This is a genomic window from Microbacterium sp. MMO-35 (assembly GCF_037147555.1).
Taxonomy (GTDB): Bacteria; Actinomycetota; Actinomycetes; order Actinomycetales; family Microbacteriaceae; genus Microbacterium.
Window position 1 is genome coordinate 379,822 of record NZ_JBBCVH010000001.1, and the last position, 22,302, is coordinate 402,123.

General features: G+C 71.6%; 22 protein-coding genes. 14 read left to right on the forward strand and 8 right to left on the reverse strand.

Annotated features, from left to right (window positions below; translation table 11 throughout):
* Positions 1 to 18: 18 nt before the first annotated feature.
* The 5 genes from WFJ01_RS01670 to dnaK all read right to left on the reverse strand — a co-directional run bounded on the left by WFJ01_RS01670 (position 19) and on the right by dnaK (position 5,823).
* Positions 19 to 1,389, reverse strand: coding sequence for an ABC transporter substrate-binding protein (locus tag WFJ01_RS01670; RefSeq protein WP_251443119.1), 1,371 nt, complete (start codon positions 1,387 to 1,389; stop codon positions 19 to 21).
* A gap of 341 nt (positions 1,390 to 1,730) precedes the next feature.
* Complete coding sequence (locus tag WFJ01_RS01675; protein ID WP_336628012.1) at positions 1,731 to 2,213, reverse strand: heat shock protein transcriptional repressor HspR; 483 nt, start codon at positions 2,211 to 2,213, stop codon at positions 1,731 to 1,733.
* A 129-nt stretch (positions 2,214 to 2,342) separates the two neighbouring features.
* The gene (locus WFJ01_RS01680; protein ID WP_251443124.1) at positions 2,343 to 3,332 is read right to left on the reverse strand and encodes a DnaJ C-terminal domain-containing protein; all 990 of its coding nucleotides are present in this window, start codon (positions 3,330 to 3,332) and stop codon (positions 2,343 to 2,345) included.
* 11 nt (positions 3,333 to 3,343) lie between these two features.
* A complete protein-coding gene (locus WFJ01_RS01685) occupies positions 3,344 to 3,967 on the reverse strand; it encodes a nucleotide exchange factor GrpE (protein ID WP_336628013.1) in 624 nt (207 codons plus the stop codon).
* Complete coding sequence (dnaK, locus tag WFJ01_RS01690; RefSeq protein ID WP_336628014.1) at positions 3,967 to 5,823, reverse strand: molecular chaperone DnaK; 1,857 nt, start codon at positions 5,821 to 5,823, stop codon at positions 3,967 to 3,969. The genes WFJ01_RS01685 and dnaK overlap by 1 nt, the downstream gene beginning before the upstream one ends.
* A 251-nt stretch (positions 5,824 to 6,074) precedes the next feature.
* On the opposite strand from dnaK, the gene WFJ01_RS01695 reads away from it, so the two are divergent.
* Positions 6,075 to 6,752 (forward strand): hypothetical protein, encoded by a 678-nt coding sequence (locus WFJ01_RS01695; protein WP_295032639.1) that lies wholly within the window; start codon positions 6,075 to 6,077, stop codon positions 6,750 to 6,752.
* Positions 6,753 to 6,768: 16 nt separating this feature from the next.
* Here the strand turns inward: WFJ01_RS01695 and WFJ01_RS01700 are convergent, their stop codons facing one another.
* Entirely contained in the window at positions 6,769 to 7,233 is a 465-nt protein-coding gene (locus WFJ01_RS01700) for a DUF3817 domain-containing protein (protein WP_336628015.1), read from the reverse strand.
* Between the two features lie 263 nt (positions 7,234 to 7,496).
* Here WFJ01_RS01700 and WFJ01_RS01705 point away from each other — a divergent pair, with 263 nt between their 5' ends.
* The 13 genes from WFJ01_RS01705 to WFJ01_RS01765 all read left to right on the forward strand — a co-directional run bounded on the left by WFJ01_RS01705 (position 7,497) and on the right by WFJ01_RS01765 (position 20,808).
* The gene (locus WFJ01_RS01705) at positions 7,497 to 8,375 is read left to right on the forward strand and encodes a serine protein kinase RIO (protein WP_336628016.1); all 879 of its coding nucleotides are present in this window, start codon (positions 7,497 to 7,499) and stop codon (positions 8,373 to 8,375) included.
* Between the two features lie 68 nt (positions 8,376 to 8,443).
* A complete protein-coding gene (locus WFJ01_RS01710; protein ID WP_336628017.1) occupies positions 8,444 to 9,178 on the forward strand; it encodes a sirohydrochlorin chelatase in 735 nt (244 codons plus the stop codon).
* Between the two features lie 220 nt (positions 9,179 to 9,398).
* The gene (locus tag WFJ01_RS01715; RefSeq protein ID WP_292882963.1) at positions 9,399 to 11,135 is read left to right on the forward strand and encodes a nitrite/sulfite reductase; all 1,737 of its coding nucleotides are present in this window, start codon (positions 9,399 to 9,401) and stop codon (positions 11,133 to 11,135) included.
* Positions 11,132 to 11,872 (forward strand): phosphoadenylyl-sulfate reductase, encoded by a 741-nt coding sequence (locus WFJ01_RS01720; RefSeq protein ID WP_292882960.1) that lies wholly within the window; start codon positions 11,132 to 11,134, stop codon positions 11,870 to 11,872. The genes WFJ01_RS01715 and WFJ01_RS01720 overlap by 4 nt, the downstream gene beginning before the upstream one ends.
* Complete coding sequence (gene cysD / locus WFJ01_RS01725; protein WP_336628018.1) at positions 11,869 to 12,819, forward strand: sulfate adenylyltransferase subunit CysD; 951 nt, start codon at positions 11,869 to 11,871, stop codon at positions 12,817 to 12,819. The genes WFJ01_RS01720 and cysD overlap by 4 nt, the downstream gene beginning before the upstream one ends.
* Complete coding sequence (locus WFJ01_RS01730; RefSeq protein WP_336628019.1) at positions 12,819 to 14,231, forward strand: sulfate adenylyltransferase subunit 1; 1,413 nt, start codon at positions 12,819 to 12,821, stop codon at positions 14,229 to 14,231. The genes cysD and WFJ01_RS01730 overlap by 1 nt, the downstream gene beginning before the upstream one ends.
* A gap of 114 nt (positions 14,232 to 14,345) precedes the next feature.
* Complete coding sequence (locus WFJ01_RS01735; RefSeq protein ID WP_336628020.1) at positions 14,346 to 15,416, forward strand: ABC transporter substrate-binding protein; 1,071 nt, start codon at positions 14,346 to 14,348, stop codon at positions 15,414 to 15,416.
* Positions 15,413 to 16,213 (forward strand): ABC transporter ATP-binding protein, encoded by an 801-nt coding sequence (locus WFJ01_RS01740; RefSeq protein ID WP_295032628.1) that lies wholly within the window; start codon positions 15,413 to 15,415, stop codon positions 16,211 to 16,213. Before WFJ01_RS01735 ends, WFJ01_RS01740 begins: the two co-directional genes overlap by 4 nt.
* Positions 16,203 to 17,258: an ABC transporter permease gene (locus tag WFJ01_RS01745; RefSeq protein ID WP_336628021.1), complete on the forward strand. Its 1,056-nt coding sequence runs from the start codon at positions 16,203 to 16,205 to the stop codon at positions 17,256 to 17,258. The genes WFJ01_RS01740 and WFJ01_RS01745 overlap by 11 nt, the downstream gene beginning before the upstream one ends.
* Complete coding sequence (gene cobA, locus WFJ01_RS01750) at positions 17,258 to 18,157, forward strand: uroporphyrinogen-III C-methyltransferase (protein ID WP_336628022.1); 900 nt, start codon at positions 17,258 to 17,260, stop codon at positions 18,155 to 18,157. The genes WFJ01_RS01745 and cobA overlap by 1 nt, the downstream gene beginning before the upstream one ends.
* On the forward strand, positions 18,154 to 19,563 hold the full coding sequence (locus WFJ01_RS01755; RefSeq protein WP_336628023.1) for an FAD-dependent oxidoreductase: 1,410 nt from the start codon (positions 18,154 to 18,156) through the stop codon (positions 19,561 to 19,563). Before cobA ends, WFJ01_RS01755 begins: the two co-directional genes overlap by 4 nt.
* Positions 19,560 to 19,889: a ferredoxin gene (fdxA, locus tag WFJ01_RS01760; RefSeq protein ID WP_251443157.1), complete on the forward strand. Its 330-nt coding sequence runs from the start codon at positions 19,560 to 19,562 to the stop codon at positions 19,887 to 19,889. Before WFJ01_RS01755 ends, fdxA begins: the two co-directional genes overlap by 4 nt.
* Positions 19,882 to 20,808: an NAD(P)/FAD-dependent oxidoreductase gene (locus WFJ01_RS01765; protein WP_336628024.1), complete on the forward strand. Its 927-nt coding sequence runs from the start codon at positions 19,882 to 19,884 to the stop codon at positions 20,806 to 20,808. Before fdxA ends, WFJ01_RS01765 begins: the two co-directional genes overlap by 8 nt.
* 272 nt (positions 20,809 to 21,080) lie before the next feature.
* On the opposite strand, the gene WFJ01_RS01770 is transcribed toward WFJ01_RS01765, so the two are convergent.
* Positions 21,081 to 21,626 (reverse strand): hypothetical protein, encoded by a 546-nt coding sequence (locus WFJ01_RS01770; RefSeq protein WP_336628025.1) that lies wholly within the window; start codon positions 21,624 to 21,626, stop codon positions 21,081 to 21,083.
* A gap of 15 nt (positions 21,627 to 21,641) precedes the next feature.
* Positions 21,642 to 22,184, reverse strand: a complete 543-nt coding sequence (locus WFJ01_RS01775; RefSeq protein ID WP_336628026.1) for an MOSC domain-containing protein — start codon at positions 22,182 to 22,184, stop codon at positions 21,642 to 21,644.
* Positions 22,185 to 22,302: the final 118 nt, after the last annotated feature.

Here is a 22,302-nt window from a genome sequence, read left to right on the forward strand (position 1 = left end):
TCCCCGACCGCGCCGCGCTCACTTCTTCGGAGCCTTGCTCGGCAGATCCTGCGACTGGATCACCTTCTGGATCGCGGCGTCCGCGGTCTTGATGGCGTCGTCCGGCGAAGCCGCGCCCTTCATGACCGACTCCATCGCGGTGCCGACCGCGAGCGAGACGTCCCACGGGTAGGTCGGCTCGGGGATCGCGTCGGGCGCGATGTCGTTCGTGATCACGCTCGACCACGGCGCCTTCGCGGCGGCCTCGTCCTTGGCGACGGCCTCCTGCACCGATTTGCGCACGGGGACCTTGGTGAACTGCGTGTTCACGAAGAACGGCACGAGGTTCTGCGGATCACCGGCGAGCGACCACTCCAGGAACTTCCCGGCGGCGTCGGCGTGCTTGCTCTTCGCGTCGATGACCCACTTGAAGTTGCCGAGCGTGGTGGCGGTGCGGCCGTCGGCGTTGGAGGCGTTCGGGAAGGCGCCGATGCCCGTCTTGGTGAGCAGGTCCGGGTAGTCGGATCCGATCTCCGACATCATCCAGGAGCCGGAGACCTTGAAGGCGACTTTCTTCTGGCCGAAGTCCTTGCCCTCGACGTAGGCAGCGAGCGCCTGCTTGGGCATGTACCCCTTGTCCCACAGCTCCTTGTACTTCGACATCAGGTCGCGGTAGGCGGCGTTGTCGATGTCCGGGGACTTCCAGTCGTCGGTGAGGGCCGTGTGCCCGGCGAAGTTGTACTGCTGGCCGACGGTCGACCAGGCGAACGTGATGGCGTCGGACGCGGGCGAGATGCAGTACTGCCCCTGGGCGAGCGTCGGCTGGATCTTGGCGCAGTCGGCGAGCAGGTCGTCCCAGGTCGCGGGGCCCTTGTCCGTGTCCACACCGGCCTTGGAGAGCATGTCCTTGTTCCAGAACAGCACGGTCTGGGCCTCCTGCAGGAGGGGGTAGGCGTAGTAGGTGCCGCCGATCTCGGACACCGACTTCGCCGAGTCGATGATCTCGTCCAGCTTGGAGGTGTCGACGACCTTGCCGAGGTCGTACAGCTGACCGGCGTTGACCGCGTCCTGGATGCTGCCGGAGTGGGTGTAGATGTCGGGCGCCTTGCCCGCGGCCTGGGCCGCCTTCATCTTCTGGTCCCACGCGTCGGCGGGGATCTCGGTGTCCTTGACGACGATCTTGTCCTGGGAGGCGTTGAACTTCTTGACGATGTCCTTGTACCAGGCGTTCTCGGGCGGGGTGAACGTGCGGTGCCAGAACTCGATGGTGGTCTTGCCGCTGGAGTCGCCTCCGTCCCCGGCGGCCTGCCCCGGAGTGCTCGAGCCGCAGCCCGCGAGCAGTCCAACCGCCGTGATGCCGCCGAGCGCGGCCATCACGACCCGGCGCGTGCGCTGTGTGTCCGTCTTCATGGGTTCCTCCTCGGGAACACGACTTCCTCGTCGATTCGGTGCTGGGTCCGGCACAGGGGTCCGGGTCCGCGGTCGCGCTGAGTCGGCATCGACCGGGCTGCACCCAGGGTAGGCGAAATCGATTTCAGATACAAGACACTCGTGGATGATCCCGGGCGCGCCCCCTACTCGGGTGTCGTGGTGGCGCCCTACGGCACGCGGGGAAACAGGTCTCGATGCCCGCAGCGCCTCAGGGCGCATGAGGTAGGAAATCGATTTCATGCCCTGGATCGAGACCCTAGCGGTCGCACGGCACCGGATCGGGACGGCGCGACCGCGCGCGGCCCTGCACCGGACGCGCCTCAGCGTCGGCTGTCGTCCGGGTCGTCGGCGAGTTCCTCGTCCGACGCCTCGGTGCGGCCCCCCCAGGGGCGCCACAGCACGACCTCGGTCGACCGACGGATCCGCCGTCCCGACGGCACGGCCATGATGGATCCGGTCGCACCGGCGGCGAAGACCCGCACGCCGGGGCGGGAGGCGCGCTCTTCGCGCAGGGAATGCTCGAGCTCGACCACGCGGCGGCGGAGCGTGCGCACCTCATCCTCGAGGTCGAGCAGCTTCGCGATCGCCGGCAGGCTCATGCCCTCGCTGGACAGCTGGGCGACCTCGCGCAGCTGGGCGATGTCGCGCTGGGAGTAGCGGCGGGATCCGCCCCGCGTGCGGCCGGGCACGACCAGCCCGATCCGGTCGTACTGGCGGAGGGTCTGCGGGTGCATGCCGGCCAGTTCGGCGGCGACCGCGATCGCGAAGATCGGGGTGTCGGCGCTCATGCGCTCATCGCCCATGGCGCACCGCATTTCGGACCTGCCGACACAAGGTCGACTGACCGAGATCAGGAGAATCCACAGGGATCCACCTGATCTCGGTCAGTTCGCCCGTTCCCGGCACGGAGAGAGCCCGAGCGGAGGCGCTCATCACGCCCGCGCCTTCGCCAGAAGCTCGGCGCGCGGGTTCTCCGCGGGCTCAGCGGCGCGGAAGCGCTCGAGCGCCTCGCGTGCGGCCTCGTCCAGATGCGCCGGCACGGCGACCTGGACCTCGGCGAGCAGGTCCCCCGAGCCCTTGGACGTGGTGACGCCGCGTCCCTTGACCCGCAGCACCCGGCCAGACGGCGTTCCCGCCGCGACCTTGAGCTTGACCGGATCCCCGCCGAGCGTCGGCACCTCGATGGTGGCGCCGAGGGCCGCCTCCGTGAACGTCACCGGCACGGTCACCCGCAGGTTCAGCCCGTCACGGGTGAACACCGGATGGGGCTTCACGGAGACCTGCACCACGATGTCGCCGTTCTCGCCGCCGTCGGGCGAAGGCCGCCCGCGACCGCGCAGACGGATCTTCTGCCCGTCCTTCACGCCCGCGGGGATCTTCACCTTGAGCGGACGGCCGTCCTCGCCCTGCAGCGTGACGGTCTCGCCCTGCACCGCGGTCGCGAACGACAGCGTCGTGCGGGCCGTGACGTCGGCGCCCTTCTGGGGCCCGCCGAAGCCGCGGAAGCCGCCGGACGGCTGTCCGAACCGACCGGATCCGAACGACCCTCCGCCGCCCTGGTTGAACATCGCGAAGATGTCGTCGAAGTCGGCGGTCTGGCTGCCGCGGCCCCGGTTGAACGCGCTGAACACGTCGTCGAAGCCGCCGTTGCCGGCGCTGCCGGGCGCGGTGAACCGCGCCCCGCCGGCGCCCATCGCGCGGATCTGGTCGTACTCGGCGCGCTGCTCGGTGTCGGAGAGCACCGAGTACGCCTCGCTGATCTCCTTGAACTTCGCCTCCGCCGCGGCGTCGCCGGGGTTGGAGTCGGGGTGGTACTTGCGTGCGAGCTTGCGGTAGGTCTTCTTCAGGTCCGCCTCGGAGATGTCCTTCGAGACGCCGAGGGTCTTGTAGAAGTCCTTGTCGAACCAGTCCTGGCTAGCCATCGACCACCCCCCTACTCAGCGGGAACGGCGACGACGACCTTGGCAGGACGCAGCTCGACGTCGCCCAGGCGGTAGCCCACCTCGACGACCTCCAGCACGACGGTCTTCTCGACGCCCGGGGTGGGCTGCTGGAAGATCGCCTCGTGCTGCTGCGGGTCGAACTCGTCGCCCTTCTCGCCGTAGGAGACCACGCCGAGACGCTCGGCGACCGAACGGACCTTCTCGGCGATCGCGGCGAAGGGCGTGCCCTCCTGCAGATCGCCGTGCTGGGCGGCGCGGTCGAGATCGTCGAGCACGGGGAGCAGGCCCTTGGCGGCCTCGCCCTTCGCGCGCTGGATCTCGACGCCGCGCTGCTCCTCGGTGCGGCGGCGGTAGTTCGCGTACTCGGCCTGGAGGCGCTTGAGGTCGACGAGCAGGGTGTGCTCGGCGTCGGCGAGCGCCGCGTCCTCCGCGGCGTCCTCGGCGAGCGCGTCGTCGCTCGGCGCCGTGTTCAGGATGTCGTCGACCGTGAGCTCGTCGGCGTCGTCCTGCGCGTCACCGGCCCCGGCCGCGGGGCCGGACGCGTTCGCGCCCGACCCCTGGCCGCCGACCTCACGGCCCTCTTCGGGCTCTTCGAAGTCCTTGGGATCCGTCATTACTTCTTCTCGTCCTCGTCGTCCACGACCTCGGCGTCCACGACGTCCTCATCGGACGCGGCGCCCTCGGCCGCCGGCTCGCCCTGCGGGGCGGAGGCCGCGTCGGCCTGGGACTGCGCGTAGATCGCCTCGCCGAGCTTCGTCTGCGACTGGTTCAGCTTCTCGAACGCGGTCTTCACGGCCTCGTCGTCCTCGCCCGCCAGTGCGGTCTTGAGCGCGTCGACGTCGGCCTTGACCTCGGTCTTCACGTCCTCGGGGAGCTTGTCCTCGTTCTCCGAGATGAGCTTCTCGATCGAGTAGGACAGCGTCTCGGCCTGGTTGCGGACCTCGGCCGCCTCGCGGCGCTTCTTGTCCTCGGCGGCGTGCTCCTCGGCCTCGCGCACCATGCGGTCGATGTCGTCCTTCGAGAGCGAGGATCCGCCCGTGATGGTCATCGACTGCTCCTTGCCCGTGCCCTTGTCCTTGGCGGACACGTGCACGATGCCGTTCGCGTCGATGTCGAAGGTGACCTCGATCTGCGGGATGCCGCGCGGAGCCGGCGCGATGCCGGTCAGCTCGAAGGTGCCCAGCGGCTTGTTGTCGCGGGTGAACTCGCGCTCGCCCTGGAAGACCTGGATCGCGACCGACGGCTGGTTGTCGTCGGCGGTGGTGAAGGTCTCGCTCCGCTTGGTCGGGATGGCCGTGTTGCGCTCGATGAGCTTGGTCATCATGCCGCCCTTGGTCTCGATGCCGAGGCTCAGCGGGGTGACGTCGATGAGCAGGACGTCCTTGCGCTCGCCCTTCAGGACGCCGGCCTGGAGGGCGGCGCCGACGGCGACGACCTCGTCCGGGTTCACGCCCTTGTTGGCCTCCTTGCCGGTCTCGCGCTTGACGAGCTCGGCCACGGCGGGCATACGGGTGGAACCGCCGACGAGCACGACGTGCGCGATGTCGCCGACCTTGATGCCGGCCTCGCGGATGACGTCCTCGAAGGGCTTCTTGGTGCGGTCGAGGAGGTCCTTGGTGAGGTCCTCGAACTTGGCGCGGGTGATCGTCTCGGAAAGCGACACGGGGCCGTTCTCGGTGAGCGACAGGTACGGCAGGTTGACGCTGGTCGACGTCGAGGAGCTGAGCTCCTTCTTCGCCTGCTCCGCGGCCTCCTTGAGGCGCTGCAGCGCGATCTTGTCGCCGGAGACGTCGACGCCGGTCGAGTCCTTGAACTGCTTGATCAGGTAGTCGACGAGGCGCTGGTCCCAGTCGTCGCCGCCGAGGCGGTTGTCACCCGCGGTGGCGCGCACCTGGATCGTGGAGAAGTCGTCGTCCTTGCCCACCTCGAGCAGGGACACGTCGAACGTGCCGCCACCCAGGTCGAAGACGAGGATGAGCTCGTCCTCCTTGCCCTTGTCGAGGCCGTAGGCCAGGGCGGCCGCGGTGGGCTCGTTGATGATGCGCAGCACGTTGAGGCCGCTGATCTCGCCGGCCTCCTTCGTGGCCTGACGCTCGGCGTCGTTGAAGTACGCCGGGACGGTGATGACCGCGTCGGTGACCGTGTCGCCCAGGTAGGCCTCGGCGTCGCGCTTGAGCTTCATGAGGATGCGCGAGGAGATCTCCTGCGGCGTCCACTTCTTGCCGTCGACGTCGAAGGACCAGTCGGTGCCCATGTGGCGCTTGACCGATGCGATCGTGCGGTCGACGTTGGTGACGGCCTGGCGCTTCGCGGTCTCGCCGACGAGCACCTCCCCGTCCTTGGTGAAGGCGACCACCGACGGGGTGGTGCGGAAGCCTTCTGCGTTGGCGATGACCTTGGGCTCGCCGCCCTCGAGGACGCTGACGACGGAGTTCGTCGTACCGAGGTCGATACCGACAGCACGTGCCATTTGTTTTCTCCTTCAGTCGGAAGTGCGGAAAAGTCTGCGCGGCCGCAGCCCCCGAGAAGGAACCCGGAAACCTGAGTCGCGATGACTCAACGATACGCCGGCTGTCAAGGGATGTCAACAAACTTGATATGACTCAACTCAACTTTTGCGAAGAGCTCGGAACGCCGTCCCCGCGGGGATCCCCGTGGGGGGAACCGCCGGACCGGACTGCCCATCGACGCGGCATTCAGCTGATCCCTAAGATCGGCGTCATGACGACTCACTCGCGCACTGCGTCAGCCGCGCTCCGTCTCGGCGCCGTCGGCCTGCTGCTCGCCGCCGCCCTTCCGCTGAGCGCCTGTGGCTTCCCGTTCACCCCGTACGCCGGCGGTGCGAAGAACCTCGACGCCACGTCCGCCCCCGCGTCGACCGATGAGCCGTCCGCCGACGACCCCACCTCCTCCAGCACCCGATCGCTGCGCTTCGACGACCCGTCCCTGCCCGCGGGCAGCCACGTGGAGTGGTCGGACGGACTGATCGCCGACTCCCGCTGGACGGTCGACAAGCCCGATGACGGCAACGGCGGCTGGTCGTACGCCACGGTCGACGGCATCTGCGTCGCTCAGTTCTGGCAGGGCACCTCCTCGTCGACCGGCGCGAAGGACGACCGCGAGGCGAGCGACCTCATGCTGGCCGCGCTGACCGAGGCGACCGTCGCGGACGTCACCGCGGCCGCGCGCGACCTCGCACTCGAGAGCGCCTCCGACGGCGGCTACGAGATCGACTCGCGCGCGGTCCAGGGGCACAACGACGCCGCGACCTGGGTCATCCAGGCGAGGGTGTTCGAGAAGGCCGGATCCGGGCTGTACTTCATCCTGGACTGCACGGACGGAAGCGCCTCGACGGTCGCCGACGAGATCGTGGAGAAGAACCGGGTGCTGGTGTACTGAGCGGCGCTTCCGCGTCTCAATGCGACCCTCCGGAAGGGCCGATCAGCAGCAGCACGGCGAAGAGGGCGGCGACCGCGGCGACGATGAGCAGCGCGAGCACCCACGGCCGGTGCAGGAACCAGCGCATGGTGCGGTCGTACCAGGCCGCGTCGCGCGGGTCGTCGGTCTGCTCCAGACGCCAGGCGCCGGCGAGACGCCCCGTGCGGTGCAGCCAGATCTCGGCGGGGATCGTGGCGTAGGGGACGATCGCGCTCGCGATCGCGACGACCGCGACGCCGACGCCCCAGCGCTGGTGGAACGCCAGCAGCACCGCGGTCGCGGCGTAGGAGAGGAACACGAAGCCGTGGATGGATCCGGCGATCGTGACGAGCACCGGAGGCAGGCCCGTGGCGCGGCCGACGAGCGCGCCGATCAGCAGGGTCCAGGTGATGGCCTCGGCGATCGCGAGCACGCGGAACAGGCGGGCGGGAGTGGTGAACACGGCTCTCCTCGGGTCAGGTGCTTCCAGCGTATGCAGGGCCCCCGAGGCGCCGCCTGCCCGGGGCCTCCACCTTTCGGACGGTTTCCGGCCGCCCTCGACAGGAGGCGACCCCGGCCCGTAGACTCGGCGGGCGCCGGGATCCGCCCGGGATCCGAGGGAAGGAGCTGACGATGAACGTCTCTGTTGTCGCGCCCTTCGCCCCCCTTCTTCTCTGAGGCCGCCCGCCCGACGCTTCCGCGAGCGGCCCCGACCCGGAGCCCCTCGTGATCCCTTCCTCCGCATCCCCGGATGTCTCTGCTTCTCTCTTCCTCTCCGCCGCCGACGACGACGATCTCGGCCTCTCCTTCGCCGATGTCGACCTGGCCGACGGGCAGCGCTGGACCACCTGGCCGTCCGCGACGCCCACCGAGCGCGGCCCGGAGCCGCGCCCGGGCTGGGTGGTGACCTCGGCGGGCGCCGTCGACACCGAGCTCGGCATCCTCAAGACCGGCAAGGAGGCCGATGTCTTCCTGCTCGAACGGGCGGTGCCCGGCGATCCTGCTCAGCGCACCCTGCTCGCCGCCAAGCGCTACCGCAGCCCCGATCACCGCGCCTTCCACCGCTCCGCCGTCTACACCGAGGGGCGGCGCACCCGGAACTCGCGGGACGCCAGGGCGCTCGCGCGCAAGAGCGAGCACGGCCGCCAGGTCGCCGCGGCGCAGTGGTCGTTCGCGGAGTTCGAGGCACTGCGCCGGATGCACGAGCTCGGGGCGCCCGTGCCCTACCCGGTGCAGGTGACCGGCACCGAAGTGCTCATGGAGTTCATCGGATCCGCCGACGGCGTCGGCGCACCCCGGCTCGCGCAGGTGCGGCACGACCCCGTCCTGCTCGCCGAGCTGTTCGCGCAGGTCGGCGACCTCATGCGCGTGTTCGCACGTGCCGGGCTCGCGCACGGCGACCTCTCGCCGTACAACCTGCTCGTGCAGGACGGCCGCGTGGTGGTGATCGACCTGCCGCAGATCGTGGACACCGTGGCGAACCCGCAGGGCCTGGACCTGCTGCATCGCGACTGCGTCAACGTGTGCGACTGGTTCGCCCGGCAGCGCCTCGACGTCGACGCCGAGGCCCTGTTCGGCGAACTGGTCGCGGAGTCGTTCGGGTGAGGCGGCCAGATTTCGACGTGTGAACCGCCGAGCGGACCGCGGCGGGCGGATCCGCATACACTCCGACCATGACCCGCCCCGCTCTGCTCGCCGTCTCGCACGGCACCGACGACGCGGCCGGCGCGGCCGCGATCGCCCTGCTCGTGCAGCGCGTCTCCGAGCGGCTGAACGGTGCGGGCGGGCCGCACTCGGCGTCGGATCCGTCGCGGGTCGAGGTGCGCTCCGGCTTCGTCGACGTGCAGCAGCCCGACGCCCCGACCGCCCTCGCCGCGGTCGACGGGCCGGTCGTGGTGGTGCCGCTGCTGCTGTCCCAGGGCTTCCACGTACGGGTCGATCTGGGGCGCGCCGTGGCCGCCCGCGCGGACGCGGTGGTGACGGATCCGCTCGGCCCCGATGCGCGCCTCGCGGAGGTGCTCGCCCAGCGGCTCGCCGAAGCCGGCGCCGCCGAGGACCCCGCGGCGCCGGTCGTGCTGGCGGTCGCCGGATCCCGCGATCCGCGCTCCCTTCCCGACGCGGAGGAGTCGGCACGCCTGCTGGCCGCGCGGCTCGGGGGCGCAGTGGTGCCCGCGTACCTCGCCGCGCGCGAGCCGCGCCTCGCCGACGCGCTGGACGCGCACCCCGGCTCCCCCGTCGCGACGTACCTCCTCGCGCACGGCTACTTCTTCGACGTGGCGCGGCGCATCACGGGATCCGGCCTGCTGACCGAACCCCTGCTGGACGACGGCGAGCCCCCGCAGCCGCTCGTCGACCTCGTGGTCGACCGCTATCGCGAAGGCGTCGTGCAGCTCGCCGCGCGCGCCTGAGACGGCGTGATGGCGGTCGTGGCGCCGTCCACCCGCGCTCCACGGCCGGGAGCCACGACTGGGATCGCCGTCGGATGCACGGGCCGGATCCGCACGGCGGGCGCTCCATTGAACCGCATCCACCCCGGAGGAAACTGGACCATGTCGAACAATGACGCTCCGTGTCGGAGGCGATGACACAGACGGGCGGATCCGGCGGGTGCGCACGTAGCGTGTCGGCATGTCTCCCGAACCGACCACCGCCGTGCCCGCCGCGCCCGTCCGCGGCGCTCGCACCCGCACCGCCCGCGTGCCCACCAAGCCGCACGGTCAGTGGGCCGTCGACGGCACGGAGCCCCTGAACGGCAACGAGGAGTTCAAGCTCGCCGACAACGGCCTGAACGTGCGCGAGCGGATCGAGGGCGAGTACGCGCAGGGCGGCTTCGCGTCGATCGACCCGACCGATCTGCACGGGCGGTTCCGCTGGTGGGGCCTGTACACGCAGCGCAAGCCCGGCATCGACGGCGGCCGCACCGCGACGCTGACCCCGGAGGAGCTCGAGGACGAGTACTTCATGCTGCGGGTCCGCATCGACGGCGGCCAGCTGACCACCGAGCAGCTGCGCGTGATCGGCGGCATCTCGACGGAGTTCGCGCGCGACACCGCCGACTTCACCGACCGGCAGAACATCCAGCTGCACTGGATCCGCATCGAGGACGTCCCCGAGGTCTGGCGCCGCCTGGAAGACGTCGACCTCAGCACCACCGAGGCCTGCGGCGACGTCCCCCGGGTGATCCTCGGATCCCCCGTGGCCGGGATCGCCGCCGACGAGATCATCGATCCGACGCCGCAGATCCGCGAGATCGTCGACCGTTTCATCGGCGACGAGACTCTCGCGAACCTGCCCCGCAAGTACAAGACCGCGATCACCGGGCACCCCAGTCAGGACGTGGTGCACGAGATCAACGACTGCGCGTTCGTCGCGTACGAGCACCCCGAGCTCGGCATCGGCTACGACCTGTGGGTCGGCGGCGCGCTGTCGACCGTGCCGCGCCTCGGCGAGCGCCTCGGCGCGTTCGTCGCACCCGAGCGCGTCGCGGAAGTATGGCACGCGGTCACGCGGATCTTCCGCGACTACGGCTACCGCCGGCTGCGCAACAAGGCGCGGCTGAAGTTCCTGCTGGCCGACTGGGGCGTCGAGCGCTTCCGCGAGGTGCTCGAGAACGAGTACCTCGACTCCCCGCTGCCCGACGGCCCCGCCGCCCCGAAGCCCGTGGGACGCGGCGACCACGTCGGCGTGCACCGTCAGAAGGACGGCCTGTTCTACGTCGGCGCGGCGCCCGCCGTCGGCCGGGTCTCCGGCACGGCGCTCACGGCTCTCGCCGACCTCGCCGAGGAGCACGGATCCTCGCGGATCCGCACCACGCCGTACCAGAAGGTGCTCGTGCTGGACATCGCCGAGGACCGTGTCGAGTCCCTGATCGCCGGGCTGTCCGCGATCGGGCTCGAGGCGCGGCCGAGCCTGTTCCGCCGCGCGACGATCGCCTGCACCGGGATCGAGTTCTGCAAGCTCGCGATCGTGGAGACGAAGGTCAACGCAGCCCAGGCGATCGAGCAGCTCGAGGAGCGCCTGGGCGCGCTCGAGCCCGAGATCGGCCGGCCGATCACCCTGCACGTGAACGGCTGCCCGAACTCCTGCGCCCGGATCCAGACCGCCGACATCGGCCTCAAGGGCCAGCTCGTCACCATCGACGGCGAGCAGGTGCCCGGCTACCAGGTGCACCTCGGCGGCGGGCTGGCGAACGCCGACCGCGAGGAGGCGGGCCTGGGCCGCACGGTCCGCGGCCTGAAGGTGCCCGCCGACGGCATCGCCGACTACGCGGAGCGCGTGATCCGGCGCTACCTCGCCGATCGCGCCGACGCCGACGAGACCTTCGCCACCTGGGCGCATCGCGCCGACGAGGAGGCGCTGGTATGAGCACCGCCGTGGAGGTGCGGCCGGCCCGGCGCTCGCTCGACGAGCTGCGCGCCCTCGCCGAGCGCGGCGCCGCCGAGCTGCGCAGCGGATCCGCCGACGAGGCCTCCCCCGCGGAGGTCGTCGCCTGGGTCGCCGCGAACGTCTCCCCCCGCCTCGCCGCCGTCGCCTGCTCGATGGCCGACGCCGCACTGCCGCACCTCGTGGCGGAGTCGATCCCGGGCGTCGACGTGCTGTTCCTCGACACCGGTTACCACTTCCTGGAGACGACGTTCACCCGTGACGAGGTCGCCCGCACGCTCGACGTGCGCATCGTGGACGTGAAGCCCGCGCAGACCGTGCGCGAGCAGGATGCGGAGTACGGCAAGGACCTGTTCTCCCGGGATCCGGCGCTGTGCTGCGAGATGCGCAAGGTCGCCCCGCTGCACCAGGCCCTCGGCGGTTACGAGGTGTGGTTCACCGGCGTGCGCCGCGACGAGGCCCCCACCCGGGCGAACACGCCGCTGATCACGTTCGACGAGCGCAACGGCCTGATCAAGGTCAACCCCGTCGCGAGCTGGTCGTTCGACGACCTCATCGCCTACGCGACCGCGCACGAGGTCGTCGTGAATCCCCTGGTCGCGAACGGCTATCCCTCGATCGGCTGCGCGCCGTGCACCAAGCCCGTCGCCGCGGGCGAAGACCCCCGCTCGGGCCGCTGGGCCGGGCTCGCCAAGACCGAATGCGGACTCCACGTATGAGCATCATCGACACCCTGCCCGCTCCCGCCGAGACCCTCGCCGGGCCCGACGCCGGATCCCTCACCGGGCTCGACCTGCTCGAGGCCGAGGCGATCCACATCATCCGCGAGGTCGTGGCCGAGTTCGAGCGCCCCGTGCTGCTGTTCTCCGGCGGCAAGGACTCCGTGCTGGTGCTGCACCTCGCCGCCCGCGCCTTCGCGCCGGGCCGGATCCCCTTCCCGGTTCTGCACGTCGACACCGGGCACAACTTCGACGAGGTCATCCGGTTCCGCGACGAGACCGTCGAGCGGCTCGGGCTGAAGCTCGAGGTCGCGCGCGTGCAGGAATACATCGACGACGGCCGGCTCGCCGAGCGTCCGGACGGCACCCGCAACGTGCTGCAGACCCAGCCGCTGCTCGACGCGATCGCCGCGGGCAAGCACGACGCCGTGTTCGGTGGCGCCCGCCGCGACGAGGACAAGGCGCGCGCCAAGGAGCGCATCATCTCGCTGCGCGACGAGTTCGGGCAGTGGGATCCGCGCAACCAGCGCCCGGAACTGTGGAGCCTGTACAACGGCCGGCACACCCCGGGCAAGCACGTGCGCGCGTTCCCGATCTCGAACTGGACCGAGCTGGACGTCTGGCGCTACATCGCCCGCGAGCGGATCCCGCTCCCCCCGCTGTACCTGGCGCACGAGCGCGAGGTCTTCCGCCGCGACGGGATGTGGTGGGCGGTCAACGAGCACGCGCAGCCCCGGGAGGGCGAGCAGGTCGAGCGCCGCACGGTCCGCTACCGCACGGTCGGCGACGCGAGCTGCACGGGTGCCGTCGAGTCCGACGCGGCCACCGTCGACCAGGTGGTCTCCGAGGTCGCCCGCTCCACGCTCACCGAGCGCGGCGCCACCCGCGCCGACGACCGGATCAGCGAGGCCGCCATGGAGGACCGCAAGAAGAACGGATACTTCTGATGAGCACCGACACCTCCCTGACCCGCGAGACCGAATCCGCGTCGCGAGACAGCGTTTCCGATCGGCGGTCTCGCGACGCCGGTTCGTTCTCGCGGTCCGAGGGCGCCCCGGCGCTGCTCGGCGACACGACCCTGTTCCGGTTCGCCACGGCCGGATCCGTCGACGACGGCAAGTCCACCCTCGTGGGCCGGCTGCTGCACGACGCGAAGGCGATCCTCGCGGATCAGCTCGAGCAGGTCGCGCGCACCTCCGCCGACCGCGGCTTCGCGCACGGCGAGTTCGACTTCGCGCTGCTCACCGACGGCCTGCGCGCCGAGCGCGAGCAGGGCATCACGATCGACGTCGCGTACCGGTACTTCGCGACCGATGCGCGCAGCTTCATCCTCGCCGACTGCCCCGGGCACGTGCAGTACACCCGCAACATGGTCACCGGATCCGCGACCGCCGACGCCGTGGTCGTGCTCATCGACGCGCGCAAGGGCGTCGTGGAGCAGACGCGGCGGCACCTCGCGGTGGTGTCGCTGCTGCGCGTGCCGCATGTGATCGTCGCCGTCAACAAGATCGACCTCACCGGCTTCGACGAGGCGCGCTACCGCGCCGTCGAGGAGCAGGCGCTCGCGGTCGCGGCGGAGCTGGGTCTCATCGACACGCATGTGATCCCGGTCTCGGCGCTGGAGGGCGACAACATCGTGGATCCGTCCGCGCGCACGCCCTGGTACGACGGCCCCACCCTGCGCGAGCTGCTGGAGACCCTCCCGGCGCGCCAGGCCGAGGAGGACGCCGCCTTCCGCCTCCCGGTGCAGACCGTGATCCGTCCGCAGGGCGGGATCTCCGCCCTCGTCGACGACGCGGAGGCCGACGACCTGCGCGACTACCGCGGGTTCGCCGGACGCGTGGCGAGCGGATCCGTGCGGGTGGGCGACCGTGTGCAGGTGTTCCCCGGCGGGCACGAGACGACGGTCACCGGCATCCGCGTCGCCGGTCGCGTGGCCGAGGCCGCGCATACCGCGCAGTCCATCGCGGTGACCCTCGCCGACGAGGTGGACGCGGCCCGCGGTGCGCTCATCGCGACCGCCGGCACCGTGCCGAGCGGTCACCAGGAGGCCGAGGTCGAGATCTTCCAGCTCGACGTGCGCCCGATCGCGCCGGGGGCGCGGGTGCTCGCCAAGCACGGCACCGCGACCGTGCAGGCGATCGTGGCCGAGGTGCTCTCCCGCCGCGACCTCGACACCCTCGCCCTGGAGGACGCCGCCGAGCTGGCCGTGAACGAGATCGGGCGGGTGCGGATCCGCTTCGCGTCGCCCCTGCCCCTGGAGCCGTACGCCGACGATCGGGAGGGCGGCGCCCTGCTGCTCATCCATCCGGTCGACGGAGCGACCCTCGCCGCCGCGACGGTCGTCGCGGCGGCATAGGACGGCGGAGCGAGACGAAACGCCGTCTTCCGCAGAGCGCCGCGTTCGTCTCGCCTCCGCGCGCTCGACGACCACAGAGACCACCCACCCCGAAGAACGCCTAAGGAGGCGACAGTGAATCGCAAGACCCGTATCGCAACGGCCCTCACCACCCTCGGACTCGCGATGGCGATGCTCGCCGGCTGCGCCTCCGGTCAGGCCTCGGCGGCCGACAAGACCGAGAAGCTCGACACCGTGCGGGTCGGCTACTTCGCCACGGTCACGCACGCCCCGGCGCTCGTCGGCGTCGAGAAGGGCTTCCTGCAGAAGGAGCTGGGGAAGACCGCGCTCAAGACCGAGGTCTTCAACGCGGGCCCCGCGGCCATCGAGGCGCTCTCGGCCGGCGCGATCGACGCCACCTACATCGGCCCGAACCCGGCCATCAACTCGTACATCAAGTCGGCGGGCGCCTCGGTGCGCGTCATCGCGGGGGCCACCAGCGGCGGCGCGTCGCTCGTGGTGCGCGACGGCATCACCAGCGCCGCGGATCTGAAGGGCAAGACGCTGGCGACGCCGCAGCTCGGCAACACCCAGGACGTCGCGCTGCGCACCTGGCTCTCCTCGAAGGGGCTGAAGACCAGCATCACCGGCGGCGGCGACGTGAACATCACGCCGACCGACAACGCGCAGACCCTCGCCCTTTTCAAGAACGGGCAGCTCGACGGCGCCTGGCTGCCGGAGCCCTGGGCGTCTCGCCTGGTCGTCGAGGCCGGGGCGCACGTGCTGCAGGACGAGCGCGACCTCTGGCCCGGCGGGAAGTTCCCTACCACCGTGCTCCTCGTCAGCAAGGACTTCGCGGACAAGCACCCCGACGCCGTGAAGGAACTCGTGGCCGGGCACCTGGATGCGCTCGACTGGATCGCGAAGAACCCGACCGAGGTCGGCACGGTCGTCAACGCCGCGCTGCAGAAGGCCACCGGCAAGCCCCTGGCCGACGACGTGCTCACGCCGTCGCTCGCGAACGTGTCGTTCTCGGCGGATCCGAACGCCCAGGCGTTCGCGACCCTCGTGAAGAACGGCGTCACCGCGGGCACGCAGACGAAGGGCTCGATCGACGGCCTGTTCGACCTCACGGCGCTCAACGCGGCGCTGAAGGAGCGCGGCGAGAAGGCCGTCGACGACGGCGGACTGGGCGCGAGGAAATGACCGCCCCGCTCGCGCCGAGCTTCGACGGGGTCACCCCGGTCCTGCCCGCTCCGGATCCGGTGGATCCGGCCGTGCGTCTCGCGCACGTCACGAAGCGGTACGGATCCGGCCCCGTCGTGCTGGACGACGTCTCGCTCGACATCGCGCCGGGAGAGTTCGTCTGCCTGCTCGGCGCGAGCGGCTGCGGCAAGTCGACGCTGCTGAACCTCATCGCGGGCCTCGAGCCCGTCTCCGCCGGCACGCTCACCGCTCCGCCGGAGGGCGCCGCGGTGATGTTCCAGGATGCGGCGCTCATGCCCTGGCTGAGCGCGCGCCGCAACGTCGAGCTCGCCCTGCGCCTGCGCGGCGTGCCGCGCGCCGAACGCCGGGCGGAGGCGCTGCGCCTGCTGAGGATCGTGAACCTCGCCGACGCCGCGGACAAGCGCCCGCACGAGCTCTCCGGCGGCATGCGGCAGCGGGTGGCGCTGGCCCGCGCCCTCGCCCAGGACCGCCCGGTGCTGCTCATGGACGAGCCCTTCGCGGCGCTCGACGCCATCACGCGCGACCTGCTGCACGAGGTCCTCGAGAACGTCTGGCGCGAGACCGGCCGCACGATCGTGTTCGTCACCCACAACGTGCGCGAGGCCGCCCGACTCGGCGAGCGCGTGGTGCTGCTCGGCAGCCGTCCCGGCCGGATCTCCCGCGAATGGCGCGTGGCGCGCACCCGCGGCCGGCGCATCGAGTCGCCCGAGGTGTCGGCGCTGGCCGCCGAGATCACCGTCGAGCTGCGGAAGGAGATCCGCCGCAATGCCTCTTGAGAACGCCGTCCCCGCCTCGGGGTCGTTGAGCGACGACGCCCGCAGCCTCCCCTCGGGGTCGTTGAGCGAGGACGAGCGCAGCGAGACCGAGACGAAACGCGGCCCCCTCGCAGGCGGCCGAGACGGAACGTCGCACCCTCGCCAGAGCACCGCGTCTCGTCTCGCTCCGGCTGCGCCGGGGCTCGCTCAACGACCCCATGGAGAGCTCGAGGGCCTGGACCGCCTGCAGACCGTGGAGATCGGATCCGCATCCCGCACCCGTGAGCGTCTGCGCGCGGTGCTGCCGCCGGTCGGTCTGCTGGTGCTGCTGCTCGCCGCCTGGCAGCTCTACATCGTCATCGCCCAGCCGCGCCCCGACAAGGCGCCGAGCCCTGCGCAGGTGCTGGGCGCCCTCGGCGACGCCTGGCAGTCGGGCCGGCTGCAGGAGTCGGTGCTCACGAGCCTCGAGCGCGGCGGCATCGGCTTCGTGGTCGCGATCGCGGTCGGCACCCCGCTCGGCCTGCTCCTGGCGGAGTGGAAGCTGCTCCGCCGCGCCGCGGGACCGCTGATCTCCGGGCTCCAGGTGCTGCCGTCCGTGGCCTGGGTGCCCGCGGCGATCATCTGGTTCGGTCTGTCGGATGCGACCGCGTACTTCGTGATCCTGATGGGGGCGATCCCCTCGATCGTGAACGGGCTGCTGGCCGGCATCGACCAGGTGCTGCCGCAGCTGCGCCGGGTGGGCACCGTGCTCGGCGCGGGCCGCCTGCAGGCGGCGACGGCGATCGTGCTGCCCGCGGCTCTCCCCGGCTACCTCGCCGGGCTCAAGCAGGGGTGGGCGTTCTCCTGGCGCTCGCTCATGGCCGCCGAGATCATCACGACCGGCGGATCCATCGGCTTCGGTCTCGGGACCATGCTCGACCAGTCCCGCGAGCTCGCGGATCTTCCCGGCGTGCTCGCGACCATCATCCTGATCCTGGCGATCGGCATCCTCATCGAGCTGGCGCTGTTCGCGCCGATCGAGCGGGCCGTGCTGCGCCGCCGCGGACTCCTGCTCGGAGGTGCCTGATGTCCTACGGAACCGTGACTCTGGTCGGAGCGGGCCCCGGTGACGCCGGCCTGCTGACGCTGCGGGGGCTCCGCGCCCTCGAACGCGCCGACGTGATCGTCGCCGATCGGCTCGGCGCGCGCGCCGTGCTCGACCAGCTCGCCGCCGAGGGCGTGGTCCTCACCGCCGAGGTGATCGATGTCGGCAAGACTCCGGGGCACCACCCGGTGCCGCAGCAGGAGATCAACGCGCTGCTCGTGCGGCACGCCCGCGCCGGCCGCGAGGTCGTGCGCCTCAAGGGCGGGGATCCGTTCGTACTGGGCCGCGGCCGGGAGGAGTCGCTCTACTGCGAGGCCGAGGGCATTGCGGTGAGCGTCGTCCCCGGCGTGACCAGCGCCGTCTCCGTGCCCGCCGTGGCCGGCATCCCGCTGACGCACCGCGGCGTCGCGACGGCGTTCACCGTCGCGAGCGCGCATGATCCGATCGAGCAGCTGCCCGGCGGATCCGATCACACCGTCGTGCTGCTCATGGGCATCGGCACCCTCGCGCACACCGCCGGGATCCTCGCCCGCGGCGAGCGCGGCGCCGACTGCCCCGTGGCCATCGTCGAGGACGGCTACGGCGCCGCCGAGCGCGTCACCATCGGCACGCTCGGCACGATCGCCGCGCTCGCCGCCGTGCGCCAGGTGCGCAACCCCGCCGTCGTCGTGGTGGGCGACGTGGTGCGGCTGGCCTCGGCCCCGATCGACCGCGAGACCGAACCCGCATCCCGAGACAGCGCGATTCTCCTGCGGTCTCGCGACGCAGGTTCGGTTTCGCGGTCAGCCGCTCCGTCGCGGTCAGCCGCTCCGACGCGCGCGACCGCTCCGACCCGCGTGACGACCTCCGCCCGATCCGACCGAAAGACCCTGCAGCCGTGACCGACCTCCACCCCTCCTCCCCGCTCCGCGTCGCCATCGTCGGCGCCGGTCCCGCCGGGATCTACGCCGGCAACATCCTGTCGAACGCGATCGCCGCCCGGTCCGACGGCAGCACGGTCGAGATCGACCTGTTCGAGTCGCTCCCCGCGCCCTACGGCCTCATCCGCTACGGCGTCGCCCCCGACCACCCGCGCATCAAGGGCATCGTGAACTCGCTGCACGAGATGCTCGACGCTCGGGGCGTCGACGCGGAACGTCGCACCATCCGCTTCCTCGGCAACATCGAGGTGGGACGCGACGTGTCGATCGACGAGCTGCAGGCCCGCTACCACGCCGTGGTGCTCGCGACCGGCGCCATCCGCGACGCCGCGCTGCGCATCCCCGGGGTCGACCTGCCCGGCTCCTACGGCGCCGCCGACTTCGTCTCCTGGTTCGACGGCCACCCCGACGTGCCCCGCACCTGGCCGCTCGTGGACGAGCAGGTCGCGGTGATCGGCAACGGCAACGTGGCCCTCGACGTCGCGCGCATCCTCGCCAAGCTGCCGCAGGACCTGCGCAGCACCGAGGTGCCCGACAACGTGCTCACGGGCCTCGAGGCCTCCGCCGTCACCGACGTGCACGTGTTCGGCCGCCGCGGCCCCGCCGACATCAAGTTCACCCCGATCGAGCTGCGCGAGCTCGGCGAGGTCGCGGGCGTCGACATCATCGTCGACGACGCGGACTTCGCAGAGGTGGATCCGGCCGCGGCGGGGACCAACCAGCTGAAGATCATGCTGCGCACGCTGAACGCCTGGCGCGACCGTCCGGAGAACCGCGGCGAGAGCACGGGGGCGACCCGCCGCCTGCACCTGCACTTCTGGCACGCGCCGGTGGAGATCCTCGGATCCGACCGCGTCGAGAAGGTGCGTTTCGAGCGCACGGCGCCGGGCGAGGACGGATCCGTCTCGGGAACCGGCGCCTTCGTCGAGTACCCGATCACCGCCGTGTACCGGGCCGTCGGCTACTTCGGCTCGCCGATCGTCGACGTGCCGTTCGACGACCGGCGCGGCGTGGTTCCCAACGACGGCGGCCGTGTCGACGGCACGCCGGGAGTGTACGCGACCGGCTGGATCAAGCGGGGCCCGGTCGGCCTGATCGGCCACACCAAGTCCGACGCCACCGAGACCATCGCGAACCTGCTCGAGGACGCCGACGCCGGTCGTCTCGCCGACCCGACCGAGACGGCGGACATCCTGGATCTGCTCGCCGAGCGCGAGGTCGAGGTGACCACGTGGGACGGCTGGCTCGAGCTCGACGCGCACGAGCGCGCGCTCGGCGCCGCGCACGAGCACACCCGCGAGCGGGTCAAGGTCGTGCCGCGCGAGGAGCAGGTCGAGATCTCGCGCAGCGGGGCGCTCGCCCGATGACCTACGTGATCGCGCTGCCCTGCGTGGACGTGAAGGACCGCGCGTGCATCGACGAGTGCCCGGTCGACTGCATCTACGAGGGCGAGCGCTCCCTCTACATCCACCCCGACGAGTGCGTCGACTGCGGCGCCTGCGAACCGGTCTGCCCGGTCGAGGCGATCTACTACGAGGACGACCTGCCCGACGAGTGGAGCGACTACTACACCGCGAACGTGGCGTTCTTCGACGAGATCGGATCCCCGGGCGGCGCGGCGAAGGTCGGCGCCTACGCCTTCGACCACCCGCTGGTCGCCGCGCTCCCGCCCCAGGCGGACGGTCATGACTGACGACGTCTACGACGTGCTCATCGTCGGCGGAGGGCCCGCCGGGCTCTCCGCCGCGCTGAACCTCGCCCGCTCGCTCGCGCGCGTGCTGGTCGTCGACGCGGACCGGCCGCGCAACGCCGCGACCCTCGTCTCGCACGGCTTCCTCACCCGCGACGGGATCCCGCCGCACGAGCTGCGGCGCATCGCCCGCGAGGAGCTCGCCGCCTACCCGAACGTCACGATCCGCACCCGCGAACGCGTGTTCGAGCTCGCCGCGGACGGATCCGGCTTCGTCGCCGAGGTCGGCCGACGGACGCCGGAGGCCACGGTCCGCGCGCACCGCGTCCTGCTCGCCACCGGCCTGCGCGAGACCTTGCCCGAGGTCCCGAACCTGCGCGGCTTCTACGGCGTGAGCCTGTTCAGCTGCGCGGCCTGCGACGCCTGGGAGCTGCAGGGCCGCCCGCTCGCCCTCATCGGGGAGACGTCCGACCTCGCCGCACGCGCCCGGCTCATCGCGCGCTGGACGACCCGGCTCACGGTCTTCACGAACGGCTCCGATGCGGTCGACACCACGGAGGAGGCCGAGCTCGCGGCCGCCGGCATCGCCGTCGAACGCAGCCCGATCACCGAGCTGCACGGCGAGCGAGGCGCCCTCACCGGCATCAGCCTCGCCGACGGATCCCAGCACGCGGTCGAGGGCGGCTTCGTGCGCCCCGAGTGGGAGACCGACCTGTCGTTCCTGCCCTCGCTCGCGCCCGATCTCGACGCCCACGGCCACCTCGCCGCCGACCGCGCCGGCCGCACCAGCGTGCCCGGGCTGTACGCCGCGGGCGACGTGGCCTCGCCCGGACCGCAGCAGCTCATCGTCGCCGCGGGCGCCGGCGCCCGCGTCGCCGCGGTCATGATCCACGACTCGATCGGCGTCGCGACGGCGCACTGACGCACCCGGGAAACCCGGGCGCGTCAGTGCGGTGCGGAGCCGAGTCCGTCGTGCGTCTCGCGCGGAGAAGTGCGCTCAGCGCGGAGATGTGCGCCTGGCTCGGAGATGTGCGCCTGGCTCGGAGACGTGCGTCTCGCACGGAGATGTGCGCTTGACTCGGAGAGATTCCCGCTTTTCGTCCGAAGTTGCCGCACAGTTCCGAACGAAGCGCCCGCGGGGACGCTCAGGCGGAGAGCGGATGCGGCCGGGGGATCCCCGCCGGGGGACGCCGCCTAGCCCTCCGCCGCCCGCACGGCCTCCAGCAGCGCCGCCAGCGGCCGCGGGATCCGGGCGGCGGGCAGCGCCGCGATCACATCGGCCGCGAAGACCGTCTTGCGCCCGCTCGCCGTGCCCGCGAACCGGTGCAGCTGCGCGTCGACGGAGCGCACGCGCTGCGCGGGCTGCCCCTGGAACACCCGGAACAGCGCGAGCTCGCCGCGGGCGGCGAGGGTCTGCAGCACCAGCTCGGGGCCGGCGGCCCGGATCACCTCGTCCTCCAGATCCTGCTCGCATCCGAAGAACCCGCATCGGGCGATCGCCGCCGGATCGGCCTCGCCCGCGGGCAGCAGGTGGCCGGCGACGAGAGCGCCGACCACGTAGCGCAGCTCGGCCGCGTCATAGAGCCCGAGCACCGGCACCGCCGGATCCCGTCGCTCCAGCCAGGAACGCAGGTTCGTGATGCCGCCGAGCGAGACCACGTCCGCACGGAGCTCCTCCCCGCGCACACGCGCCGCCGCGATCAGGGCGAGCCGGTCGCTCTCCCCTTCGACCAGGACCACGGGCGGCACGAGCGGTCAGACCCGGGTCAGCGGAAAATGGGGAGGGGGCGGGAGCTCCACCTGGATCGGGTCTCCGGGAGCCACGGATCCGCCACGCGAGACGATGCCCATGACGCCGGCGAGACGGACGACCCGCCCCTCATCATCGGTGCGCACGACCTGCTTCAGCAGTCCGGACCGGAAGTCGTTGATCTGCTGGCAGGGGTTGCGCAGCCCGGTCACGGTCACGACCGTCTGGGATCCGATGCGCAGCCGGGTCCCGACCGGGAGGGCGAGGAGATCCACGTCGCCGGTCGTGATGTTCTCGCCGAGGCTCCCGGGGGCCACCTCGTATCCCGCCGCGCGGAGGTCGGCGAAGAGCTCTTCGTGGATCAGGTGCACCTGGCGGAGGTTCGGCTGCGACGGATCCGCCGCGACCCGGGAGCGGTGCTGCACCGTCGGACCGGCATGCGCATCGCCGACGACCCCCACGCCCTCGACCAGCGCGATCTCGCCGCGCGTGGCTTTGCTGAACCCGTGCACGGGGCTGGAATGAACCGCGACCACTCGACCCGTCATGGGTTCATCGTGCCACGCCGTGCATCTCCGGCCGGAAGTGCACGCCGCGCCATCGCCCGCACGCGCACGCCGCCGCACCCCGACGAAGCCCGGGCGCCGCCGTCGCGAGCGGGCCCGC